This window comes from Balneola vulgaris DSM 17893, assembly GCF_000375465.1.
GTDB lineage: Bacteria > Bacteroidota > Rhodothermia > Balneolales > Balneolaceae > Balneola > Balneola vulgaris.
In genome coordinates, this window is record NZ_AQXH01000003.1 from 137900 (window position 1) to 162500 (window position 24601).

The window sequence follows — 24601 nt, forward strand, 5'->3', positions numbered from 1 at the left end:
GAAATTACAAGTCATCAGGTAATTGATACTTTGTAATCTTTGGATAATCTTCAAGGGTATTAAGTAAATATGCTTTCCTTCCTATTATTTGAAACGACTTTGCAGACTTAGGCAGATTCACTTCTTTAACAAAGTCACCATTGGATTTATCAAACACCCACAATCGATTCGCATGCTCAACTTGTTCGAGTAGTAAATCAATATCGGAGGCATATTCCTGTAATTCCGACTTTGATACTATTCTCCCACTAAAAACAACGTAGATGTAATCCTCACCAACCGAAATGTCTATGGCGCCGACTGGATGTATATTTATATCAGGTAAACTAAAGCCTCCTTTTATCTGTGGATTAGGGATGGGAATACCCTCCGGTCCATCAGTTAAATAATGAACCCCAGCTTCAGTCACATTTATGATCAAGGATGAATATTTAAATGCTATTAAAAGTCTTTCTCCATCATTTGCAAAGAGTAACGTTTGAAGCATTAATGGATTCGATAGAGCTTTTAGTTCAGGTGACTTACTCAAAGAATGCTGCCATAATAAATCAGATTCACTGAATCCCGTTTTATTAATTCGCCAGGCTTTTAAAAAGTTTTCAGAATAGTCTATGGTGACGAGAGTAGAGTCATTAATTAGTGCAGCCTGATAGATCTTAGCCTCGAATGTATTCCAAGTTAGATCCCTTTTATGCGTTAAGTTCGCGGTAAAAACACCAATCCGGCTTAGTCCAGCATCCCAAATTAGTAGGTCCCCATTCGAGAATTTGGTAAATCGCTTATAGAACATTGGGCTTACTTCTCCCGGACCTCTTCCTTCTCTTAAATGAGCAACCTCTTCATCTAAAGTGAAATTTATACTGCGAATCGGGTATACATTATCAACAGGATCATTTACTAGAATCCTATCCTCTTCTAAAACTACAATGTGGTTTGGGTTAAAAAGCGACTCGCTTGCTTCTCCGAGTGGATACCAACTTCGAGAAAAGATTACGAAGACATAAATAATTGATAAAAATCCCTTATTCATAATGACTCATTATTCAGCTCAATTCCATGGCGTGCACAACCGGAGGCTTACGCTATTTTATTTATAGAATTTAATCTAAGTATATAATATTGTTAGATAAAACAAAATCGTTAACACTTTTATTGCTTCAGGTACATTTACTTCTTCACGAATTATTGTTTATTTAAAAATCAGATACGAAAACATGAATTCTTATAATCATGAAGTTACTTCCTATAGTGTTTAGTCTATTCTTACTTACACTTCCTTTGCATGCAATAGCTCAAAGTGCCAATCTAACTTCCACCCAATCACAAGAGCAGCCCTTAACATTTAGCTATCAAGCCGCTCCTGTTCAACTAGTTCAATTTGATTCTGCGACACTTCTTCAACGCAAATCTTCCACAGCATTAAAAAGTGTTGGCTTTCTCTTACAAGGTCTTAAGTACCGTTCTGCTGTAGATGAATTCAATGCACTCCCACCCTTTGATATTCGAAAGTTTGAGTCGCCAAATGTAAGTTCCTATCAATCTTATATACAGAATACCTATTTACTTCGATCTAAGCCTTTTGCCGTGAAGTTTTAACTTCATTCCCCAAATAACTTCTGCTTCCTCGGTTACTTTTTTCTGCATGTTCTTTGAATAGATGCTAGATTCAAAGGCCGTTTACTCCTTTTAAATCAATTAATTAAATTATTGTTTTCATGAGCTTTATAGCAAAAGAACTAACTAATTCAGTACTCCGAATTACACTCAACCGTCCAGATGTACTAAATAGTTTTAACTATGCGATGGCTGAAGAAGTACAAGCTGCCTTTCAAGTAGCTGCCAGTAATGATGAGATTCGTAGTGTTTTACTTACAGCAAATGGTCGTGCTTTTTGTGCGGGACAAGATCTTCAAGAAGTAACAGAGATTTCAAAAGACCCCAATCGTGAATTAAGTGAAGTGGTTCATCATACATACAATCCCATCATTAAAGCGATTCGCGAACTTGAAATGCCTGTAATCTGTGCTGTTAACGGGACTGCTGCGGGTGCAGGTGCTAACATCGCTTTAGCTTGTGATATGGTAATTGCTTCTGAAGAAGCTAAGTTCATTCAGTCGTTTTCTAATATTGGCTTAATTCCGGATAGTGGTGGAACGTACATTCTACCTCGCCTTATTGGTTTAGCTCGTGCTACTGAACTCACCTTTACGGGTCGCCCAGTTAAAGCACCAGAAGCAGTTGAAATGGGTATGATATATAAAGCAGTACCAGCCGATTCACTGCTGGATGAAGCCATCACTTTATGCGAACGTTTTGCCGCTATGCCAACGCGTGGATTCGGTTTAACAAAAAAAGGATTTAACGCCGGTTTCAGTAATAACCTTGAGCAACAATTAAACCTTGAGGCAGATTTACAAGCTGAAGCGGGTTCAACGCACGATTACAACGAAGGGGTTCAGGCCTTCTTAGAAAAACGAAAGCCCACCTTTACCGGCAAATAAGATGAAATTAATTACAGAAACGATCATATGCTGCCCAAAATGTTCGATGGATAGCACTGAAACGATGCCCACAGATCGTTGTTTATATTTTTGGGAGTGCCCGCATTGTTTCGAGCTTATTAAGCCCAAGCAAGGCGATTGCTGTGTTTTCTGTTCCTATGCCGAGCATGCATGTCCACCCATTCAAAATGGAGATTGCTGTACTTAAATTGATGCAGGATTTTACCCTGCATTCCCTTTCATATTCCTTATCTTAAATAGAACCTTCAATTCTAAACATTTTAAAAGTTCTTATGTTCAACAGCGAATCAGTTATTGGTATTATCGGAGCCGGAACCATGGGCGCCGGAATTGCACAAGTAGCCGCAACAAATGGGCATACTGTTTACTTATATGATGCCTATGCCGAGCAACTACCTAAAGCTAAAGCTGGCTTAGAAAAAATCTTAAATCGCCAAGTTGAAAAAGGACGCATGACGCAAGAGAAAGTGGATGGTATTTTAAACCGCATTCACTTCGTTGATGATTTAACAAAGTTTGGTTCATGTTCACTGGTTATCGAAGCCATTATTGAAAACATCGACATTAAGAAAGATGCTTTTCAACGTCTCGAAGCAATAGTTCCTAAAGATTGCGTACTTGCTTCTAACACCTCTTCCCTTTCAATAGCCTCTATTTCGTCGGCATTAAAAAAACCAGGCCGTTTCTTAGGGATTCATTTTTTCAACCCTGCTCCCCTTATGAAGCTTGTTGAAATTATTCCAAGTGTTGCCACAGATACTGGCTTAGCTGAGCAAGTAAAAGCCTTTATAGCAGGCTGGGGTAAAGTTACCGTGATTGCGAAAGATACTCCTGGTTTTATCGTAAACCGAGTAGCTCGCCCATTTTATTCTGAAGCTATACGGATCCTTGAAGAAGGCATCGCCGATGTTCCTACTATTGATTGGGCGATGAAAGAAATTGGTGGCTTTAGAATGGGACCATTCGAATTAATGGATTTGATTGGCCACGATGTGAATTATGAAGTAACTAGTTCCGTATTCCGTGAATTTTATTATGATCCTCGTTTTAAGCCTTCTTTCACACAAAAGCGATTGGTTGAAGCAGGCTGGCTTGGAAGAAAAACCGGGAAAGGCTTCTACAATTATGGTGAAGATTCCTTAAACCCTGAACCAAACACCGATCAGAACTTAGGTGCAGTAATTGTAGACCGAATCACAGCGATGCTAATGAACGAAGCATTTGACGCTGTGTTTATGAATATCGGAAGCGCAGAAGATGTAGACCTCGCGATGCAGAATGGGGTAAACTACCCGAAGGGATTATTACAATGGGCTGAAGAAACAGGCTTGGATGCAATCCTGAAAAGAATGAATGATCTTTACGAAATGTATTTGGAAGACCGTTACCGCCCTAACCCGCTATTAAAACGCATGGCTAAGAACGGAGAAAGCTTTTATGCCTAACACTCATGCTGATATCGTTCAACAAATGATCGACAACGACCCATTTTCGCAATGGATGGGCATCCAAATTTTGAAGCAAGAGCCGGGCTTTGTTGAACTAGAAATGACCATTCGTAAAGAAATGGCGAATGGATTTGGGGTATGTCATGGCGGAATCACTTACTCCTTTGCGGATAGTGCTTTAGCTTTTGCTTCAAACTCTAGGCATCATGTTTCTCTCGCTTTAGAGAACAATATCAACTATACCAAAAAAGTTGAGGTTGGTGATACCTTAACGGCTACTACGGAAGAACTTCAAAATGGACGAACTATTGGCGTGTATTCGGTTCGGATAACCAATCAACGAAATGAATTGGTAGCCGAGTTTAGAGGTACCGTTTACAGAACAAATAGTGGCAAATAACTCAACAATCAAATTTTCACTCTACTAACTGAATAATCTATGTCTTCAAGAAACGCTTATATCGTTGATGGAATTAGAACCGCAATTGGGAAACTAAAAGGTAGCCTTTCGGGTGTACGTGCTGATGACTTGGCTGCCATTCCGATCAAAGAGCTTTTGAACCGTAATCCTGAAATCGATCCAACAGCCATTGAAGACGTGATTTTAGGCTGTGCCAATCAGGCTGGGGAAGACAACAGGAATGTGGCTCGTATGGCCGCATTATTAGCAGGCCTTCCCACATCCGTACCAGGCGAAACCGTTAACCGTTTATGTGCCTCTGGGATGAGTGCAACGGTTCGTGCTTTTCATGCCATTAAAGCTGGTGAAGGGGATCTGTTTATTACGGGTGGTATGGAGCATATGACGCGAGGCCCAATCGTACTTGGGAAAGGTTCTACTCCATACTCTGGTACTTCAGAAATGCATGACTCAACCTTTGGATGGAGGTTCGTAAATCCTAAAATGCATGAAATGTATGGCACTGATGGCATGGGTATGACTGCAGAAAATGTGGTTGAAATGCATCAAATTTCCCGAGAAGATCAGGATAAGTTTGCAGCTTGGAGTCAACAAAAAGCAGGGGTTGCTCGTGATTCGGGCCGACTAGCTAAAGAAATCATTGCCGTTGAAATCCCACAAAGGAAAAAAGACCCCATCATCTTTGATCAAGACGAATTCATGCGCCCAAGTACTACTGCTGAAATTCTGGGCAACTTACGTCCTGCTTTCAAAAAAGATGGAAGTGTTACCGCAGGTAATGCCTCTGGACTTAATGATGGCGCCGCAGCACTTCTTGTAGCTTCTGATGACGCTGTTGAAAAGTACAACTTAAAGCCGCTCACTCGAATTGTAGGCTCAGCTGTATCTGGAATTGAACCTCGTATAATGGGCTTAGGTCCTGTTGAAGCTACCCAAAAAGTTCTTGAAAGATCTGGATTGAGTTTAGATGACATGGATGTAATTGAGTTAAACGAAGCATTTGCGGGGCAATCTCTTGGGGTAACTAGAAAGTTAGGTCTCTCAGATACTGATGCCCGAGTAAACCCAAATGGTGGTGCAATTGCAATTGGTCATCCATTAGGTATGACTGGCGCTCGACTATTACAAACGGCTTCTATTGAACTTCATGAACGTGATAACGCTAAGTATGCATTGTGTACTTTATGCGTTGGCGTTGGCCAAGGAATGGCTGTAGTTTTAGAGAAGGTAAGTTAATTAAGTGATTATGTTACTGAGTTTCTAATATGTATAAACTATCTGAATTAGAATCTTGGGAATCTGCACGGCAATTACGAATTGCTATTTCTGATTTAGTAAAATCATTTCCTGCTGATGAAAAATTTAGATTGAAGGATCAGATTGTTAGATCTTCAAGATCAATTCCTGCTAACATAGCAGAAGGTTATGGAAGGTTTCATTATCAAGAAAACATTCAGTTTTGTCGAATTGCGCGCGGCTCACTTTATGAAACTCTTGAACACTTGATGTGTGCTAAAGACGAAGGCTAAATTACCGCTGAGCAATTTCAAGATTTGAATGATCAAATTCTTGAATGCCTAAAAATATTAAATGGATATGTTCAATATCTCAAAAAAGCTAAGAAATCCACTTAATTACTCAATAACATAATCTCAAACACTAAGCCGAATGGCTATTTACTCATACAAAGGATATAAACCCGTTATTCATAAAAGTGCCTATGTGCATCCACTAGCGGCTGTTACAGGAAATGTGATTATCGGTAAAGATGTGTACATCGGACCTGGTGCTGCTATTCGAGGAGACTGGGGCAAAATCGTGATTGAGGATGGATGTAATGTGCAAGAAAATTGCACCATCCATATGTTCCCCGGTGTTACAGTAACCCTAGAAAAAGGTGCCCATGTTGGCCATGGAGCCATTATCCATGGAGCTCACCTCGGTGAAAATTGCCTCATTGGGATGAATGCTGTTATCATGGACAATGTACATATTGGCAAAGGCTGTATAGTAGGAGCCTTGTCTTTTGTGAAAGAAGGCACTGAGATACCGGATCGTAAAGTGGTGGTTGGCAATCCAGCTAAAATTGTGAAAGATGTTTCTGATGAAATGCTGAAATGGAAAACAGAAGGAACAGGGTGGTATCAAAGACTGCCAAAAGAACTTCACGAGACATTGAAGGAATGTGAACCATTACGCGAAGTCCCCGCAAACCGAAAAGACCAGCAAGTTGACTATTCGACTTGGGGTACACAAAAAAACACTGAATAGATTTTATGGCTGTACCTCCACATAAACTACATCCCGATATACTTCATTGGAAAGAAGGTGATGAAATAGAAGCTAGAAATGTAAATATCTCTGGTTTCTTCTCTTTACTGTCTGCTATAGAAGTGGGTAATGTGAACAGGCTTTATTTATTTAAAGCAATTACAGATGATGGCCTTATAATCGTAATGGACAAAGAAACAGGTCAACTTTATAAGGTCTTATTTAAAAAATTCATCAAAAAAGCTACCAACATTAGCTTACTAAATCGAAAGATTGAATGTGATATCGATAATTCACAAGGGTATATGGAATTGATGAAAACATTTCAGAAAGCATACAATGAACTTGAGGCTTCAGATAAACCTAAATTATTAGATGAAAATTAATGGGATTTTTAAAATCGAAGAAAGCTGGAAAACCTCCTCACACATATTATCCTGATATTTTACATTGGCGAGAAGGAGATAAAATCTACTGCTGGAATGTTGCTAAAGCCATAGGATACTCGAAGGCTAAGTCTGTAGATTATCTTAAATATATGAAGGGTAATAATTCCATGGATAACATCTATGCTCGTGCTTCATTTACCTTTAAATCAGTAGATGAAAATGGGATGGTGTATGTAGAAGATGAAGATGGGATTTTACTACAATTTGAATTTTATCAGATGATAAAATGCTCCAAAAATGAAAGCTATGAAAGCAGAAAAGTTCAGGCTAATTTTAAAGAATCCAATAACTACATGGAGTTAATGAAAGCCTTTCAAAAGTCTTATGATGAGCTTCAACACCAAGATACACACCAAACTTCAGGACAAATAAGTATAGATGAACCTACGACTAATGACTCGGGCAATATTGAAACTAAGAGTCGTGTAAAAAGCTGATATTTGTTGTATCAATTCAACTTACCACTTCACAACTATGCCCGTGTTGTGATATATTCTATAGTGCTTCAGGATCGCACTACACGATTAAACTGAAGTAGTATTTCAATAAAACAGGAAATCAAATTTAAATGATGAAAGTACAAAGCTTTATAAAAGGTGAATGGCTAACGGAAGGGAAAGAAACCGATTTAATTAGTGCGATTAACGAAAAACCTATTGCACAATTAGTTGAATCAGACATCGATTATAAAGCAGCCGTTGAGTATGCACGAACTGTGGGTGGACCTGCTTTACGTGAGCTCAGCATACATCAAAGAGCCTTTAAGATTAAGTTTTTAGCTGCTTATTTGATGGAGCGAAAAGAAGATTATTATAAGCTTTCATCACATACCGGGGCTACTCGAAAAGATTCATGGATTGATATTGAAGGTGGCTTTGGTTCTATGTTTGTGCTCTCTAGTAAGGCTCGTAGAGAACTGTCGGATTTGCCTTTTCATGTTGAAGGTGGTACTGAACGACTTTCTAGAGGCGGTACTTTCGTTGGGCAACACATTTGTGTTCCTAAAAAAGGTGTAGCGGTTCATATCAATGCTTTTAACTTCCCAGTATGGGGTATGGTGGAGAAATTAGCTCCTGCAATCATGGCTGGACTTCCTTGTATCGTGAAGCCTTCCCCAGTGGGTTCATACCTTGCATACGCAGTCTTCAAAGACATTGTCGCATCAGGAATTCTACCCGAAGGTAGTGTGCAGTTTGTTGCTGCTAATGTACCGGGCGATCTATTAGATCATTTGGGAAGCCAAGACTCTGTTTCTTTTACTGGGTCAGCTTCAACAGGGAAAAAGCTAAAAGCACATCCGAATATTGTTGAGAACAGTGTTCAATTTAACCTTGAAGCCGATTCCCTTAACGCTTGTATCTTAGGTCCTGATGTTACCCCTGACATGGAAGAGTTTAAACTCTTTGTGAAGGAAGTGGGTATGGAAATGACCGTTAAAACTGGGCAAAAATGTACGGCTATTCGTAGAACTATCGTCCCACGCGAGCGAGTAGAAGATGTTGCTGAAGCCTTAAAGAAGTTTTTATCTAGAACTACGGTAGGCGACCCAACAGAAGAAGGAATTAGAATGGGGCCACTTGCTTCCAGTTTACAGGCACAGCGCTTTGATGAGCAATTAGAAGAATTAGCAGAAGTTACTGAAACTATACTCAGTAATGGAGAATCAAAAGACTCATACACCCACCCTAGAGTTCTTGTATGCCACCAACCAATGACGGTTGAAGGTGTACATAGAATTGAAGCGTTTGGTCCTATGACGACTATCATGCCATACGATTCAGTAGATGAAGCTATCGAGCTTACCAATAAAGCGGATGGTTCGCTCGTGGCATCCCTGTTTACAGCAGATGACGAAATTGCTGCAGAAATCACATTAGGTTGTGCTCCTTACCACGGCCGATTTATGGTCATCAACAAAGATTCAGCAGGCGAATCGACGGGGCATGGTTCTCCAATGCCGCATATGGTTCATGGTGGTCCTGGCCGAGCTGGTGGTGGCGAGGAGCTTGGTGGGGCACGCGCCGTACTACATAATATGCAACGTATTGCTCTGCAAGGCTCACCAACAACACTCATGAATATTGTTAAGCAATATGTGAAAGGTGCTGAAACAAAAGAAGCGCCTAAGCACCCATTCCAAATGTACTTTGAAGAGCTGGAAGTTGGGCATTCATTACTTTCCGACAAGCGACAAGTTAAAGATCAAGATGTAGAAGACTTTGCCAACCTATCAGGCGATCACTTCTATGCACATACCGATCCTGATGCGGCTTCGCGTTCACTATTTGGTAAGATTGTTGCTCATGGCTACTTCGTATTATCAGCGGCAGCTGGGCAGTTTGTTCATCCAGATGAAGGCCCAGTTCTATTAAACTATGGCTTGGAAAATCTTGCCTTTTTAGCTCCTGTGTACCCTGGTGATACCATTCAAACAAAATTGGTAGTGAAAAGAAAAACAGTGCGCCAGCAACGTGAAGGCGATCTCTTCCCATTTGGTGTAGTATTCTGGGATGTGGAAGTGAAGAATCAAGATGAGGTTCTAGTGGCCGAGTATACGATTCTTACACTGGTTAAAAGAAAGAACAAACTAGACATTGATTTGGTTTAATACTGAAACAAGAAACTGAACAAAAATTTAAGTCTGAAAAGGAATTTATATGTCAGCGAATGGAAATGTAGAACTGTCGATTAACAATCATATCGGAACTATTGAGTTTTCTCACCCTAAGGGAAACTCATTGCCGGGAGCTATCCTTCGTAAACTAGCCCAAACCATTACCGAAGCCGGTAAGAATGATGACATTCGAGTTATCATCCTGAAAAGCTCAGGGGAAGGCGCTTTTTGTGCGGGTGCATCATTTGATGAACTCATTGCCATCAAAGATTTCGACACAGGTAAAAACTTCTTTATGGGTTTTGCATTGGTATTAAATGCTATGCGAACCTGCCCAAAATTGATCATCGTGCGAGTTCATGGAAAAACCGTAGGTGGTGGAGTGGGTATTGCATCAGCAGGTGATTACACCTTTGCCAAAAAAGGTGCATCAGTTAAACTTAGCGAACTAGCTTTAGGTATCGGACCCTTTGTTGTAGGGCCTGCCGTAGAACGAGCTATTGGCTGTTCAGCCTTCTCAGCTATGGCTGTAGATGCAACTACTTGGTATGATTCTTCATGGGCCACCAATAGAGGATTATTTAACCAAGAATTTGACACTACTGAAGAATTAGACAACGCCGTTAATTCTCTAGCGGAACAGTTAGCGAAAAGTAGTCCTGAAGCAATGCAAGAGCTTAAAATGGTACTTTGGAAAGGTACTGAAGAATGGGATGATTTATTAGAAACACGAGCTGAAGTAAGTGGCCGCTTAGTGTTATCAGATTACACTAAAAACTTCATCAAAAAGTTTAAAGCCAAGTAATATATCTGGCTTCGTACTGTATTAATTTTCTTCTCTAGGGATCGTTATTTCAAATAGCGATCCCTCTCCATTTGTGAACCTTACAGTTGCTTTAATTTGATTGGCTAATGAGCTAATCAGACTGATTCCCAACGAGCTTTTCTTGCGCTCCATTACATCATCTCCAGCGCCAACGCCGTTATCGTAAACCGATAGGTATTGGTTCTTATCATCTTCCTTAAAAGTGATTCTAATTAGTCCGGAGTCTCGATTTGCAAAAGCATGTTTAAAACTATTAGTAACCAATTCATTCACAATTAAACCACTCGGAATTGCTGTATTGATACTCATCTGAGTAGATTCTGCAATGGTTTCAACTTTAATATCCTTTGCACCCGTATTTAAAGTTGATACGATTCCTGCTAATAAATCGTCCAAGAACTTCGCGAAATCAATACGTGCTAGATCATCATTTTGATAAAGGCTCTCGTGCACTTTTGCCATTGCAGCCACGCGTAATTTCGATTCATCAAGGGCACTCTTCGATTCACCTTCAGTAACCGACCAACTCTGCATTTCTAATAGTCCAGAAATTACCGCTAAGTTATTCTTCACTCGGTGATGAATTTCTTTTATAAGCACTTCTTTTTCAGATAATGCTTGTTGTAAGCTCTCTGTTTGCTTTTCCACTAACGATTGCAGCTTATTTTTCTCTAAGAAACTTAAACGCAATTTAGTGTAGGCCGTTATCGATCCCATAAACATTAATCCTACTAAGCCGAAGAACCATGTTTTCATCCAGAACGGTTTCCCTATTTCAAAAGAATACGTAGCGGGATTTATATTCCAATCAGAGTTTGGTGCCCTCGACATCACTTCAAAAGTATAACTTCCATGTTTTAGGTTGTTATAGTTCACTTCATTCATATTGAAGCCTTCTACCCAGTTTTCCTCTAATCCGCGTAATCTATATTTATAACGAAGTCTATGTGGATCTTTGAAGTTTACCCCACTAAAATTGATGCGGATATTATTTTCATTATGATCTAAGGCTTCCTTATTTGCTTCAGAACTAGTTTTATCGAGCTTTTGCAATAGTGAGTTTCCGTTTGCAAAAACATCACGAATGAATACCTCTGGTGATTCAGCTTTCATTTTTTCTGCCGAAGCCCCTTCAATAGCTATTACTCCATGATTTGCAGTACCAAACCATAGTTTACCAGAGTCATCTAGAATACTTGCACCACCATTAAACTCAATACCTTTTCCAAACTCTTGTAAGGGATAATGATAGCTATTAAAGTTCCCAGTAGCTTCATAATCATTTAAATCATAATAATTTAAACCGCCATTCGTGCCCTGCCATAGCCCTCCATTATTGTCATATTGAAGGAAAATGGTTTCAGAGAGATACATTTCATCCGTTTTAAAACTGAATATCTCATCAGGTACACCCGTTTCGGAAGATTTTTTATTTACTGAGATTCCTTTATTCGTACCAAACCAGATATTCCCTTTAGCGTCTTCTATTATTTCATATACACTTTTTCCTTTTATTCCACTATCCTCGCCGTATCGAATACTCGATTCCCCATCAAATAGTACTACACCTACATCGGTGCCAAACCAGTAATTCCCTTTACTATCTTTGGTAATACCATGTACGTATGTTTCCCAGTACTCATCTGAGAGAGAGGTGGATGAAAAGCTAAGCCCATTGTACCTCAATACACCAAATTCGCCCCCTAAGAGTATATCCCCATTGTCATCAATAAAGATATCATTGATGTACCGATCGGGCATTGGTTCATTAAATATGAATTCTTTAAAAGTAGACCCATCAAATTCTAGCATGGGGTTTCCTGGGGAAAGGAGTAGTTTATTACCATTCGGTAATTCTTCAATATCCCAGATTTCTGCAGTGGTAAATTCTTTGGGAATCTCATATTTCACAAAAGTGCCATTCACATGTTTGGTAATTGCAGACTCATTCCCAAACCACAAGCTACCATCTTTAGATTTTAGGCTGCCATATACTTCATTCGAACCATATGCGCTATCATCATCATAGATCTGAAAAATTGTGTTTTTAAATACAGTAACACCATTTCCATTTGTAGTTACCCAAAGGGTTCCGTCGTCATCTTTTACAAATCGATAGATTAAATTCCCACTCAATCCATTCTTTTTTGTGATTTCGAAATGACTGCTTTCATCTAGAACTAGTATTCCTGCCCTTCTTCTACCAATCCATTTTCGATTTTTCTCATCTTCTGTAATGCTGAACACAGAACCAATCTCAATTCCATCAACTTCAGTAATTAAATCAGCAGATAAATCTGGGTAAATAATTTGAACCCCTTTATTAGTAGAAACCCACTTTTCACCATTCTGAGCTTGGTAAATTTCGTATGCCGTATAATTATCATAGCGATCCAGATATCGATAGCTTTTTAATTCCTCGCCCGATGGAGTCATGATAATCACGCCGCCTTGCCCTCCTATCCAAACATTGCCATCATCGGTAAATTCAATCTCCCAAATACGTTCTAGATTTAACTCAAAGTTTATCGCTACGGTATCTAATGATTCTGATTGGGTGTTCCACTTAAACAGCTTATTAGCGTTGGTACCAATCCACAACTCTTTATTGGGCGCTTCAGCAATGAAATACACCTGATATTCATATAATTCTTTTAATGCTTCAGGGTAAACCACCCCATCATTTTCAAAATAACCGACCCCACCTCCTGTGGTAGCCAGCCAAAGTGTTTTATCTGACGTAATTAATAGGTCGTTTACGAAATCATCTTTTAGGCCCGAGCTTTTATCGAAACTTTCGAAATTGGAGCCATCAGAACGAACCATACCATAAGCGGTAGCAAACCAGATATATCCATCTTCATCAAACTCTACATCAAAAACTTGATTTACAGGCAAGCCTTGGTTCACAGAATATATTTTGACATCATATTTCTGAGCATTCAAGATCATTGAATTGAATAAAATGATCCCCGTAATAAAGCTAGTTATTTTATACACTTATTGATCTATCTTTCTGTCCTTATATTCTTTTCCCCAACGTTTCTGTTATTTTTCAGAAACTTTATATCCCCTTAATGTAAATTTTTTAAACCTTATATACCCTATTATCGGTTCATTCTTTTTCTCTGTAAGCAAAAACTTTAGTCTAAATTGCATAGTTATTACTCACATTAAGTTCTTAACTTATCTTTAATTCATCGCAATTCTGTAAAAACCACTAAGTAGCCTACTATTTCACGCCAAACTATTTCAGCCATTCTTATGGCTGCAACAGGAGTTATTCTATTTTCATCAAAAGCGGTTCTTGTAAAGTTAGCCTATCAATTCCAGATTGATGAATTGGCCTTACTACTCTTAAGAATGACCTTCGCCCTTCCTTTTTATCTTGGGGTTTGGATCTATAATCGAAAGCAATGGCATCGTAACCCTGTCTCAAAAACAGATCTTTTATACATACTCGGAATAGGATTTGTGGGTTACTACCTAGCAAGCTATTTAGATTTTAAGGGTCTAGTTTTGATTAGCGCTAGTTTGGAACGCCTTATTCTATTTATTTATCCTACCCTTGTACTTTTGTTAAGTGCCTTGTTGCTCAAAAAGCCCATCACACTTAAGCAAGTATCCGCAATTCTTGTAACCTATTTAGGGCTCTTTGTCATTTTCTGGGACTCAAACGGTATCACTGATGCACCAAAAGCTGATTTAATAACAGGCTCTCTGTTAATATTTGGATGTGCTTTTACCTACGCCTTATATCTTGTTGGAAGTAACTTCTTAGTAGATAGAGTTGGAAGCGTTCGTCTCACTACTTATTCATTAATAGTTTCGTGCGTTGCCGTTTGTATTCACTACTCATTAACCGAACAAATTTCACTCTTTAGTTATCCCTGGCAAGTATATGTACTTGGTTTCTGCATGGCATTATTTGCAACCGTGATTCCTTCTTTTTTGATTGTTGAATCTATTCGTACTCTGGGGGCTTCAAATGTATCCATCATTGGTAGCTTAGGACCTATTTCAACTATTACATTATCTATTATATTCTTGAATGAATCTCTTACAGGCCTTCAAACAATGGGTGCTCTTATCATCATAATGGGAGTAGCGATAGTAAGCCGAACAAAATGATGATGAAGCTTTCTTAAATGGATGGAGTTATGAGTAGTAAGCAAATGATTAACGATATACTTCAGCTTGGTAATGCAGACATTGCTGAACACTCAAAAAGGTTTTTTAAAACCGGCCTGGGTGAATATGGAGAAGGGGATAAGTTTGTAGGCATTCGAGTACCACCACTTCGAAAAATTGCCAAAAAATATAAGTATCTGCCCTTAGAGGAAGTAAGTCATGTTATCCAAAGTGAATACCATGAGATTCGTTTAGCAGCTGTTATGTTATTAGTGTACAGAATTGAACGTGCTGACAATCTTGTGTTGGAAGAAGTGGTTGACTTCTATTTAAAGCATCTTGAATACGTAAATAATTGGGATCTGGTAGATAGTTCTTGTCATCAAATACTGGGGCGATATTTAATCGAAAAAGAAAAAGACCTGCTGTTCCATTTTGCGCATTCACCCAACATTTGGGAACGAAAAATTGCTATGATTACCTGTTATTACTTTATCAAAAGGAATTCATATTCAACGGCCCTAGAAATTGCTACCCTCCTACTGCACGATTCCCACGATTTAATACATAAAGCCGTTGGTTGGATGTTGCGTGAAATCGGTAAACTTGATTTAGATATAGAGCTGGAGTTCTTAGATAAGCATTTCAGAGATATGCCCCGAACTATGTTACGCTATGCCATCGAGAAATTTGAGGAACCACTTCGGCTCAAATACTTACATGGCTAGTTAAATTTCTTTTCGGAAACTCACTTTAAAAATAGTGCCCGGCTTATCTTCTCGTGGTTCAAGTGTATAAGTTCCCATTAGCTGGCTAGTGAGCGTCTTAATCAATGTAACACCTAACGATTCTGAATCATTAAAATCATTGATATCAATTCCTTTCCCATCATCCGTAATGGTTACCTCAACCGTGCTTTTCTCTTCTTGAATTTGAATATGAATATTCCCTTTCTCTTGGTTTGAAAACGCATGTTTAAAACAATTAACCAGAATTTCATTGATTAATAAAGAGCTTGGAATCGCTTGATTTATATTTAGTGAAATCGGCTCCAAATTGGTTTCAACTTGTATCTCTTTTTCCTTTGATACATATGTTGAACGAATGGTTTTCACCAAGTCTTCGATGTATTTATCGTACTCTATATACGCTAGCGACTCATTACTATACAGCTTCTCGTGTACCAAGGCGATAGACTGAATTCTATGCTGACTATCAGAAAGTGCCTTAGTAACATCTTCACTCTTACTTTGTGACACTTGCAGCTGTAACAAACCGGATACTACTGCCAAATTATTTTTAACTCGGTGGTGAATTTCAGCAAGCATGAGGCCTTTTTCCACCAGCGACTTCTTAATATCCTCTTCAGCCTCTTTGAGTTCTGTAATGTTGGTAACAACAAATACTGTTCCTCGTTTAGTCTCATTCAGCTTCAATTCTGCCGCTGAGAAAAGTATAGGTATTTCCCCTTTCTCATCCGTTATCAATCTATATTCTTTTAGCCCATCTCGTTCGTTTTCAGGCTTTTTCTCTTCAACTATAAAGAATTCAGTAATAGAGCGATCTAAAATAGATTCCTTTGGCAGCTTAAGCATATTTGCGCCCGCTCCGTTAACTCTTGTTACTTTACCTGAAATATCCGTTACAAAAATACCCTCTGAAATTGACTCTAATACATTATCTAGGTATTCCGTTGATATAGTTTGCCTTTGTAAGTTCTCAGCCATTGCGTTAAATGCATTAGCCACTTGAGCTATTTCATCATCAGACTTTACTTTGATTCTCTGCTCTAAATTCCCTCTACCAAACTCATTTACTGAGTCAATTAACTTCCTAAGTGGACGTGCAATCGATCTATATAGATAGAATGCTATTAAGAGGCCTAGCATTAGGATAAAAAGCGTGGCAATCCTATTTAGGATACGTCCTCTTTTCAATTGCTGGTTGAGGTCGTTAATTCGAAGCGACTGTTGGTCGATCGCTATTTTTCGAATTTGATCGAACTTGGGCAGGATATTATTTATGAAGTAGGGTTCTAATGAAGAAAGGAATACGATATCAGATTGAATATTCTCTTCATCTACTAATGTGAGCCACTCTTCAGAAAGTGAACGGTATAGGTCTACCCTTTTATCTAGCTCATAAACTTGAGACAGTAACAACTGGCTATTGGATATTTCTTGCTCGAGTTGCATATAGGCTCGATCGTATTGAGCTAAGCTTAACTCAAATCGATTTCTCGGTCCTTCCTGAGTAGGAAGCTCTTGAATATCTTCTTGTGTTGATTCTGTTTTAGATAAATCTCTAATAGCACTTAAATAAATAAGTGTTTGATACAGATTTACTTCCATCTCATTCGTATGCTGAACAACAGATGAAGCCGACCTACTTTCATTAAATTGCTTATTGGTATTTTTGGAATAATAGATTTCCCAAATAACACCAATACCAATTAGTAAGATAGATAGCAGGATAAAGCTAGATATTATCTTTCTTCCCAGATTCAATGTATACCACCGAGCCGATTTTTTTCAATTAAGGTATTTAAACCTATGTTGAATAACTACTTCTGAGAATTATAAAACCCTCATGTAACAATTGTATTAGTAGTTACTCAGCAATTCTAGTTTTTCCTTAATTGATTGTACGTTCGGTAATACCGACTCCATTAAGTCTACATTATATGGAACAGGAATATCAGGCATTGTTAACCTTTCGATAGGAGCATCTAAATATTGGAATGCTTCTTTCGTAAGGAATGCTGCTATCTCAGCACCAAAACCTGCTGTCTGATTATCTTCATGAACAATAAGACATCGGTTGGTCTTTTTAACAGACTCCAAGCATGCATCCTTATCCCAAGGCATTAATGTTCGAAGATCGATTACATCTGCAGATACACCTAATTCTTCTACAGCTTGCTCACTACGCTCGCACATCGCTCCCCAAGTAATGATGGTAACATCAGAACCTTTTTTCAGGTACTTAGCCTTCCCAAAAGGAACGACAAAGTCATCGCCTGGATATGGTTTTCTGGCGTATTTAGCATCTAATAAATTTCTATGCTCGAAAAACATGGTTGGGTTATTCGAACGCATCGCAGTTCTTAATAAACCTACGGCATCTTCAGCATTACTCGGCATAGCTACTTGCCAACCAATGGCATGAGTAAAAAACACTTCGTTACTCATACTGTGCCAAGGATCTCCACATTTTGCAAATCCACCTGGCATACGAACAACTATAGGAGCCGCAAATCGGTTGGCCGTTCTCCATCTAACAGTACCACAGTTATTTAACTGCTCGGTTGCTGGATCTGCATACTTTCTAAACTGAATCTCAGCAACCGGCATCAAACCTGCATAGGCCATACCTACAGCTCTACCAATAATACCTTCTTCAGATAGAGAGGTATCAAATACACGTTCTTCACCATATTTAGATTGAAGATCCATGGTTGCTGCATGAACACCACCTTTTAGACCTACATCTTCTCCGAATACCAATAGCTTTTTATTCGTTTCTAACTCATATGCTAAAGTTCTACGAATAGCTTCAACGATATTGATTCGTTGTTTTTCAGGCTTAGGCTCTTCACTGCTTTCAGGAAATTCATGGCCTTCAACAGCTAAACCACCAATGGTTTGCAAATCATCTGCAAAAGCATGCTTCTTAATCGTTGATGTGTCAGGGGAAGGTCTATTTAAAGCCGCTTCTGCCGTTTCTTTAATCACTTTTTTAGCTTTGTTCTCCATGGTTGTCCATGAACGCTTAGTGATTTTATTCGGCACTAGATATTCCTTCAGCTTCACTAAAGGATCTCGCTTCATTTCTTCCTTAACAAAATCTTCCGGCTTATACGCCTGATTATCTTGGTACGAGTGGCCGTTTAATCTTGGCACTTTTAAGCGAATCATAGTAGGTCCTTTTCGCTCACGTACTAAAGTAACAGCTTCTTCCATCAGCTTAGCCGCTTCTTCAGGATCGGTACCATCACCTTCTAAAATTCGGAGATTTTTAAATGAACGGAGGTTATCAGTGATTACCCCACCCGGCGTTTGAAACTCGCTCGTTACCGAAATACCATATCCGTTATCTTCAATGTAGAATAATACTGGTAAGTTTTGAGTAGTAGCTATAGTAAGTGCCGACCAAAAACCATTGGTTGCAACCGAACCATCACCACCTAAGATTACTGCAATCGCACCTTCATATTCTTTTTGCTTTAATACGTTTCTGCGATACTCAATAGCTTGAGCCCAACCGATAGCTGGCGTGTATTGAGAACCTACATCACCGGCCATTGGCAATACTTTGGGAGCATCTGCGTCAGGCTTATTACATACTACACCGATATCTCTACCATCACTGTAACTACCCGACTTTCCCATAGGTGCAGCCATAGCATCTTCAAGATCTAGACCAATCGATAATAACAACGGACGTGAACGGTAATAAGCACTTGCAGCATCATGCTTATTTGTAAGATGTTTACCCAATAAAATTTGTCCTAACTCATGTCCACGAGCTGAGAATTGATAAAGCACCTTTTTTTGAGGTACTAACTCATTTTCTTCTTTCTCATCCATAGCTCGGGAAGTTAGCATTAATCGTGCTACATCTTTCCAATCTACATTTAGCTCGTCGTTGGAGGTCTTCTTCTTTTTAGCCATCTACTTATTTAACTATTCTAAATTCTATTAATCACTTCTTTGAAAGAATTTTCAAAGTGATCCATTTCTTTTTCTACGCCAATGGTAATGCGTACACATTTCGGGAGGCCAAAGGCATTCACCCTTCTTAAAATAACACCTTTTTCAAGCATTAACTGTGTGAAGTTAATCGCCTTTTCTTCGGTTGGTAAAATCATTAATACTGAATTCGAAATGGATGGCGCATATTGAACATTATGTTCATCAAAAAAGGCATACAAACGCTCTTTGCCTTTCTTAACCACTTCAATACTTCGGTTTAAAAAGTCTTCATCAGCATACGCCGCCAGAGCTGCAGCTTGCCCTAATGCCGTGGGCTCAAACGTAAGCTTCGTTTTTAACAAATTGTCTATGATTTCTTTTCTAGCGATAGCATAACCCACTCTAAAACCTGCTAACCCGTATGCTTTAGAAAAAGTACGAAGCACAATAATGTTATCACGTCTATACTCAAGAGCTTGTGGGTAGTCTGCTACATCCTTTGCAAACTCGTAATATGCCTCATCTGCAATAATCAAAACATGCTCTGGAATGTTATTGATGAGCCATTCATATTCTTTCTTATCTAAATACGTACCCGTTGGGTTATTCGGGTTCGCGATGTATACCATCTTGGTCTGGTCGTCAATCGCGTTTACGATGGCTTTAGCATCATACTTATATTCCGAGGTCACTGGAATCTTCTTTACATGAACCCCACGTACTCCTGCTTGAACAAAAAACCCAACAAAAGTAGCATCCGCCGTAACTACATTCTGTTTATTCAAAAAGAAGGTTCTGCATAGCATTGAGATTAAACTCTCTGAGCCAGCCGTAACGATCACATTATCAACATCCACTCCATTTTTCTTGGCAATAGCTACTCTAAGCTTAGTTGCTAGTGGATCTGGATAATCTTGAATAACCTGAAGGGCTTTCTCTATGGCCGGCTGTACATGTGAACTAAACCCAAGTCTATTTTCATTGGAAGCCAGCTTTGCAATCATTGCGGGTTGATATGCATCTTGAACTTCAGCTATGGTTTTACCAGCTACATATCGGTTTAAATCTTCAATATTTTTAGGAACCAACGGAGAACTTTTCGAATCGGTCATTCTTATATTTTAATCTCAATAGTTTTAAGTCTTATAAGATATCTATAAATCTACGCTTTTTCCATTCACGGGAACGTATCCTAATTAACTTACACTTTTGTTAGCAAATACCATTCGTTAACTTCGTTAAAAGTTCAAAAATCAGAGTATGAAAAATTTCATAGTTACCGGCGCAAGTAGAGGCATTGGATATCAGACCGTATTAACACTCATACAACAAGGCCACCAAGTACTTGCTGTTGCCCGATCTAAAGACAAATTGCAGAAGCTCAAAGAAGAAGCTCAAAGTGAATCACTCCATTTGTGTGTATGTGATATAACCCAAGAAAAAGATTTAGCGAAGTTAACTCAACTTGTGGGTACTCTTGGTAAAGTTGATGGGCTTGTGAATAATGCTGGGATGGTGCTCAACAAACCATTTATGGAAACGAGTAAAGCTGAGTGGCAGTCGGTTTTTGACGTTAACTTATTTGCCGCTATCGAAGTGATTAAAGTGATAAAACCTTCACTTAATACCAAAGCTCACATCTTAAACATCAGCAGCATGGGGGGATTTCAAGGGTCAGCAAAGTTCCCAGGTCTAGCCGCTTACTCAGTAGCAAAAGGAGCATTATCTATTCTAAGCGAATGCTTAAGCGCTGAATTTGCAAGTGAAAATATTGCTGTGAATAGTCTATGCTTAGGAGCCGTTCAAACTGAAATGCTTGAAGAAGCTTTCCCTGGTTATACAGCTCCCGTTGGCCCAGAAAAAATGGGGAACTATATTGCGGAATTTCTATTAAATGGTCACCAATTTTATAACGGAAAAATTCTTCCTGTTGCATTAAATAATCCCGAATAAGCCTTGGAAAGGCGTGTTCTTTATGCCTAAATTTAAGCCATAAAAATAATCCCCTATTATGAAGAAATCACTTTATAGCCTTTTATCTCTTATTCTATTTTTTGGTATCACACAATACGAAGCAAAAGCGCAAACAGTAGAATTACTTGCCGGTAACACCCTTAATGGTGCCGTGCAAGGAACATTATTAGGTGGTGCTACCATGGCCATTACTAATGATCAGGATTTTGCAGCTCTTCGTGTTGGAGTAGGCTTGGGTACTTTATATGGAGTTGGTATGGGTGCTGTTGATATCTCAAGCGGGGGCGGACAAGAACTTTTAGTATCTGGTCTATTCAATGATGGCAATAATAGTAGCATCATTGTACTACTCGACACTTTTTATGGAGCCGCACTTGGTAGTATCGTGGTAACAGCCGTTACTTTAGTTGCTAACGAGCCCATTACAACAGGCTTACAATATGGAGCTGGAATTGGTGCATGGGTAGGCTTCGGATTCGGAATATTTGATACCTTTGTATTATCCGAAAGAGTTTACGCACCTGTGGCTATCGCCCAAAGTTCAAACAATGCAAGCGGTCTCATTGGTGTGAACTTTAATAATGAAACTAGCTTTGGCTTCTTTAACCCTACTTTGGTTCAAACTAAAAGCTTTTCAAATTCAGACTTTACATCATCAATAAAGCCTGCCTTAGAGATGGTGAACTTTAGAGTCAACTTCTAATAGAAACTGTTTATAGACGAATAAAATTAGAGACAAAATAAGGGCTAAGTCTAGATTACGTGAAGTATTCTAGGAGAATATAGTCGAAAATTAATCTGTCGATATTTCCGCTTCAGAAAGCTTTTTAAGTACTAGACGTACAGTATTCATATGCCCAGATAATGAGTGATGCAAACCATCAGCAATGTAATTCCACGCTTCAGGTCCTTCTTCTCCCATTCTTCTTCCTAACGAGTCAATGATTACTCCAGATTTGCTCGCAACAAGCTCTCGTACCTGCTTTAGATCTACCTCTTCAATTGAAAATTCATACAAAGCATTTTGCATCAATAACTCATTGATAACTGGAGCGGGTGTAATCCAAACGATAGGATTTGAAACTTTATCGTTCACAACATTCTGTATAGACTCGAAGTTTTCCCAAGTTTCAGAAAGTGGACTGATAGTTCGTTCCTGTACATAGTTCAAGCGTTGCGCATCATATGTACCTAAAGCAACGAATACCCAATCAGGTTCATGAATTAGCACATCTCTATCTAATCTTCGAAGTGCTTCTGAAGTTGTATTATGGCCAACACCAGCATTTATGAAATTGAAATCTGCTTTCTCAACTGAAATTGACAGCAAATGATGAAGAATCTCAAACCATCCTTGTCCATCTTCTGAAATAGAATCTCCAAGTACAGCTATAGTCTCTGAACCGTCGAAAGGAAGTTTATCAACTAAATCTACAATTTCATCTTCTTTAAGTAACTCTAAAGCTGCTTGTTTTGCATTTTCAGATATATTTTGACGATAGGTTTTCAACTCATCTGTTGAAAGCCCCATAAGAGACGCTTCGGCTTCCACACTATCTTTACCAGGTAGTAATGGAAATCGTTTATTCAAATGAAGAAACGGTATCGTAAATTGCTCTAAAATGGATTTAATTTCGTCGGATGCTTTAGACATAATTTTCTTTTAACTCTTCTTCTAATTTTTTTATACCAGTGGTAGCTGGTTCTTTAATATGATTCCAACCATCATAACTATATAACTCTGGCATGGAAGGATCGATGATATATTTTTTGGAATGTGATGGTGAGTAGTTCACTAAACTCGCCGCAGGGTAAACAACTAATGAAGTTCCAACTACAACCAATATATCAGCCTTAGACACAATAGCAGCCGCTTCCTCTAACATGGGCACCATTTCACCAAACCAAACGATATGAGGGCGTAATTGTCCCCCATCATCTGCCTTATCGCCTAGAGCAATAGGTTTATAACCAATGTTATAAACGTGGCTTTCATTTAGAACGCTTCTTGCTTTAATCAGTTCACCATGTAAATGGCAAACAGTTGAAGAACCCGCCCTTTCGTGAAGGTCATCCACATTCTGAGTAACTACAGATACATCAAAGTGTGTTTCTAATTCTGCTAAACCAACATGAGCTGCATTAGGTTCAACCTCCTGTAGTTGAGACCTTCTCATATTGTAGAAATCTAGCACAAGTTCAGGATCTGAATTCCAAGCTTCGGGAGTGGCTACTTTATAAATATCGTACCCCTCCCATAATCCCCCTGAGTCTCTAAAAGTAGCTAAACCACTTTCAGCACTAATGCCAGAACCGGAAAGTACTACTAAATGCTTTTTATCGGGCATTTACTAATTGGAGATTAAACCAAGAACTATCAATCTGATAATCTTCTACAACATCACCTTCACCACCGTGTTTAAATAAACACATAGTAGCATTGATATCATCTTGAATGTTTTTAAGAGCATTTTGAATTAGCTCTTTATTGAAACCTTGCTCTCCTAAATCAAGAGTAAATTCCATCGATACCATACGGCCAATAGCCTTACCTAGATCAACTAACTTACGTTGAGGCATTTTAGCGTTGATTTCAAAATTCAGGGCTTCTTTGAAGTAATCAGCTGCTTTACTTGTAGATTCGTATGTGCTTAAGAAGTCATACAAATTAGTACGCTTCATTTTTCTCATCATCTTAAGAACCGACTCACTAATCTGTTGATATAAAATATCATTCGAGCCTTCGAAAATTTGAAAAGGTCTACTATCAACTACAGATCTACCTGCAATATGATCTAATCTATAACCTTTAGCTCCTGTAAGTTGAAGTAGTGATTGAGCAGCACGTTGCATGTAATCAGTTACCACCGATTTAATAGCATTTGCTTCAAGATCCATCTTTGCGGTGTTACGCTCTAAAGGAACATTCGTACTTGTGAAGTTGCACATCGCTGAACACACAGTAAAATATGCCTGTAGCTCCGATAAACGATTTTTAACTTGATCGTAGTTGAATAATGATTGTCCACCAACAAACCTGTCTTTACAGTGATTTACTGCTTCATCCATCATACGTTTTAGGAAACCCATTCCCATTCCAGGGAATTGTAATCTACTTCTGTGAAGTAGATCTAACATCATAGTGATGCCCGTACTAGAAGGGTTTAATTTATGAGATTCATCCACTTTAATATCCACATGGTTTCGGCCATATGGCAGCATATACAATCCAAGGTTGTTGTAGTACTCTT

24 protein-coding genes (1 of these 24 only partly in view) are annotated in these 24601 nt (G+C 38.8%); 16 read left to right on the plus strand and 8 right to left on the minus strand.

The window, feature by feature from the left end; translation table 11 throughout:
• Positions 1–4: 4 nt before the first annotated feature.
• Positions 5–1030, minus strand: coding sequence for a TolB-like 6-bladed beta-propeller domain-containing protein (locus tag B155_RS0109330; RefSeq protein ID WP_018128004.1), 1026 nt, complete (start codon positions 1028–1030; stop codon positions 5–7).
• A gap of 200 nt (positions 1031–1230) precedes the next feature.
• Between B155_RS0109330 and B155_RS0109335 the strand changes: the two genes are divergently transcribed.
• From B155_RS0109335 to B155_RS0109385, 12 genes are all read left to right on the plus strand, one after another.
• Positions 1231–1596 (plus strand): hypothetical protein, encoded by a 366-nt coding sequence (locus tag B155_RS0109335; RefSeq protein WP_018128005.1) that lies wholly within the window; start codon positions 1231–1233, stop codon positions 1594–1596.
• A gap of 119 nt (positions 1597–1715) precedes the next feature.
• Entirely contained in the window at positions 1716–2501 is a 786-nt protein-coding gene (locus B155_RS0109340; protein ID WP_018128006.1) for an enoyl-CoA hydratase-related protein, read from the plus strand.
• A gap of 1 nt (position 2502) precedes the next feature.
• Positions 2503–2709: a GDCCVxC domain-containing (seleno)protein gene (locus tag B155_RS14100; protein WP_071594815.1), complete on the plus strand. Its 207-nt coding sequence runs from the start codon at positions 2503–2505 to the stop codon at positions 2707–2709.
• Positions 2710–2794: 85 nt separating this feature from the next.
• Entirely contained in the window at positions 2795–3967 is a 1173-nt protein-coding gene (locus B155_RS0109345; RefSeq protein ID WP_018128007.1) for a 3-hydroxyacyl-CoA dehydrogenase NAD-binding domain-containing protein, read from the plus strand.
• Positions 3960–4370: a hydroxyphenylacetyl-CoA thioesterase PaaI gene (gene paaI / locus B155_RS0109350; protein ID WP_018128008.1), complete on the plus strand. Its 411-nt coding sequence runs from the start codon at positions 3960–3962 to the stop codon at positions 4368–4370. The genes B155_RS0109345 and paaI overlap by 8 nt, the downstream gene beginning before the upstream one ends.
• A 39-nt stretch (positions 4371–4409) precedes the next feature.
• Positions 4410–5627 carry a 3-oxoadipyl-CoA thiolase gene (gene pcaF / locus B155_RS0109355; RefSeq protein WP_018128009.1) on the plus strand — a complete coding sequence of 406 codons (1218 nt, stop codon included), beginning with the start codon at positions 4410–4412 and terminating at the stop codon, positions 5625–5627.
• A gap of 29 nt (positions 5628–5656) precedes the next feature.
• Positions 5657–5920 (plus strand): four helix bundle protein, encoded by a 264-nt coding sequence (locus tag B155_RS13275; protein ID WP_018128010.1) that lies wholly within the window; start codon positions 5657–5659, stop codon positions 5918–5920.
• Between the two features lie 139 nt (positions 5921–6059).
• Entirely contained in the window at positions 6060–6662 is a 603-nt protein-coding gene (locus B155_RS0109365; protein WP_018128011.1) for a gamma carbonic anhydrase family protein, read from the plus strand.
• A 5-nt stretch (positions 6663–6667) separates the two neighbouring features.
• Complete coding sequence (locus B155_RS0109370) at positions 6668–7048, plus strand: hypothetical protein (protein WP_018128012.1); 381 nt, start codon at positions 6668–6670, stop codon at positions 7046–7048.
• Positions 7048–7548 (plus strand): hypothetical protein, encoded by a 501-nt coding sequence (locus tag B155_RS0109375; protein WP_018128013.1) that lies wholly within the window; start codon positions 7048–7050, stop codon positions 7546–7548. Before B155_RS0109370 ends, B155_RS0109375 begins: the two co-directional genes overlap by 1 nt.
• A 131-nt stretch (positions 7549–7679) precedes the next feature.
• Complete coding sequence (gene paaZ / locus B155_RS0109380) at positions 7680–9719, plus strand: phenylacetic acid degradation bifunctional protein PaaZ (protein WP_018128014.1); 2040 nt, start codon at positions 7680–7682, stop codon at positions 9717–9719.
• 49 nt (positions 9720–9768) lie between these two features.
• Complete coding sequence (locus tag B155_RS0109385) at positions 9769–10530, plus strand: enoyl-CoA hydratase/isomerase family protein (RefSeq protein WP_018128015.1); 762 nt, start codon at positions 9769–9771, stop codon at positions 10528–10530.
• Positions 10531–10551: 21 nt separating this feature from the next.
• On the opposite strand, the gene B155_RS0109390 is transcribed toward B155_RS0109385, so the two are convergent.
• Positions 10552–13551, minus strand: a complete 3000-nt coding sequence (locus B155_RS0109390) for a two-component regulator propeller domain-containing protein (protein ID WP_157464828.1) — start codon at positions 13549–13551, stop codon at positions 10552–10554.
• Positions 13552–13815: 264 nt separating this feature from the next.
• On the opposite strand from B155_RS0109390, the gene B155_RS0109395 reads away from it, so the two are divergent.
• Both B155_RS0109395 and B155_RS0109400 read left to right on the plus strand, forming a co-directional pair.
• Positions 13816–14682, plus strand: a complete 867-nt coding sequence (locus tag B155_RS0109395) for a DMT family transporter (protein WP_018128017.1) — start codon at positions 13816–13818, stop codon at positions 14680–14682.
• A gap of 29 nt (positions 14683–14711) precedes the next feature.
• Positions 14712–15410 (plus strand): DNA alkylation repair protein, encoded by a 699-nt coding sequence (locus B155_RS0109400; protein ID WP_157464829.1) that lies wholly within the window; start codon positions 14712–14714, stop codon positions 15408–15410.
• Here B155_RS0109400 and B155_RS0109405 read toward each other — a convergent pair whose 3' ends face one another.
• The 3 genes from B155_RS0109405 to hisC all read right to left on the minus strand — a co-directional run bounded on the left by B155_RS0109405 (position 15411) and on the right by hisC (position 20488).
• Positions 15411–17189, minus strand: a complete 1779-nt coding sequence (locus tag B155_RS0109405; protein WP_018128019.1) for a sensor histidine kinase — start codon at positions 17187–17189, stop codon at positions 15411–15413. It lies immediately after the preceding gene.
• A gap of 96 nt (positions 17190–17285) precedes the next feature.
• On the minus strand, positions 17286–19355 hold the full coding sequence (locus tag B155_RS0109410; protein ID WP_018128020.1) for an alpha-ketoacid dehydrogenase subunit alpha/beta: 2070 nt from the start codon (positions 19353–19355) through the stop codon (positions 17286–17288).
• Between the two features lie 17 nt (positions 19356–19372).
• The gene (hisC, locus tag B155_RS0109415; RefSeq protein ID WP_018128021.1) at positions 19373–20488 is read right to left on the minus strand and encodes a histidinol-phosphate transaminase; all 1116 of its coding nucleotides are present in this window, start codon (positions 20486–20488) and stop codon (positions 19373–19375) included.
• A gap of 148 nt (positions 20489–20636) precedes the next feature.
• Between hisC and B155_RS0109420 the strand changes: the two genes are divergently transcribed.
• The gene (locus tag B155_RS0109420) at positions 20637–21329 is read left to right on the plus strand and encodes an SDR family NAD(P)-dependent oxidoreductase (protein ID WP_018128022.1); all 693 of its coding nucleotides are present in this window, start codon (positions 20637–20639) and stop codon (positions 21327–21329) included.
• A gap of 58 nt (positions 21330–21387) precedes the next feature.
• Positions 21388–22053, plus strand: a complete 666-nt coding sequence (locus B155_RS0109425; protein ID WP_018128023.1) for a hypothetical protein — start codon at positions 21388–21390, stop codon at positions 22051–22053.
• A 90-nt stretch (positions 22054–22143) separates the two neighbouring features.
• Here the strand turns inward: B155_RS0109425 and B155_RS0109430 are convergent, their stop codons facing one another.
• The 3 genes in view from B155_RS0109430 to B155_RS0109440 are tightly spaced (each overlapping or abutting the next) and all read right to left on the minus strand, a layout consistent with a single transcriptional unit that may run on beyond the window.
• Positions 22144–23004 carry an SGNH/GDSL hydrolase family protein gene (locus tag B155_RS0109430; RefSeq protein WP_018128024.1) on the minus strand — a complete coding sequence of 287 codons (861 nt, stop codon included), beginning with the start codon at positions 23002–23004 and terminating at the stop codon, positions 22144–22146.
• A complete protein-coding gene (locus tag B155_RS0109435) occupies positions 22997–23698 on the minus strand; it encodes an SIR2 family NAD-dependent protein deacylase (protein WP_018128025.1) in 702 nt (233 codons plus the stop codon). Before B155_RS0109435 ends, B155_RS0109430 begins: the two co-directional genes overlap by 8 nt.
• Positions 23688–24601, minus strand: the 3' portion of a protein-coding gene (locus B155_RS0109440) for an acyl-CoA dehydrogenase family protein (protein ID WP_018128026.1). The gene runs 586 nt beyond the window's last position; only the last 914 of its 1500 coding nucleotides appear in the window; its start codon lies beyond the right edge, outside the window; its stop codon occupies positions 23688–23690. The genes B155_RS0109435 and B155_RS0109440 overlap by 11 nt, the downstream gene beginning before the upstream one ends.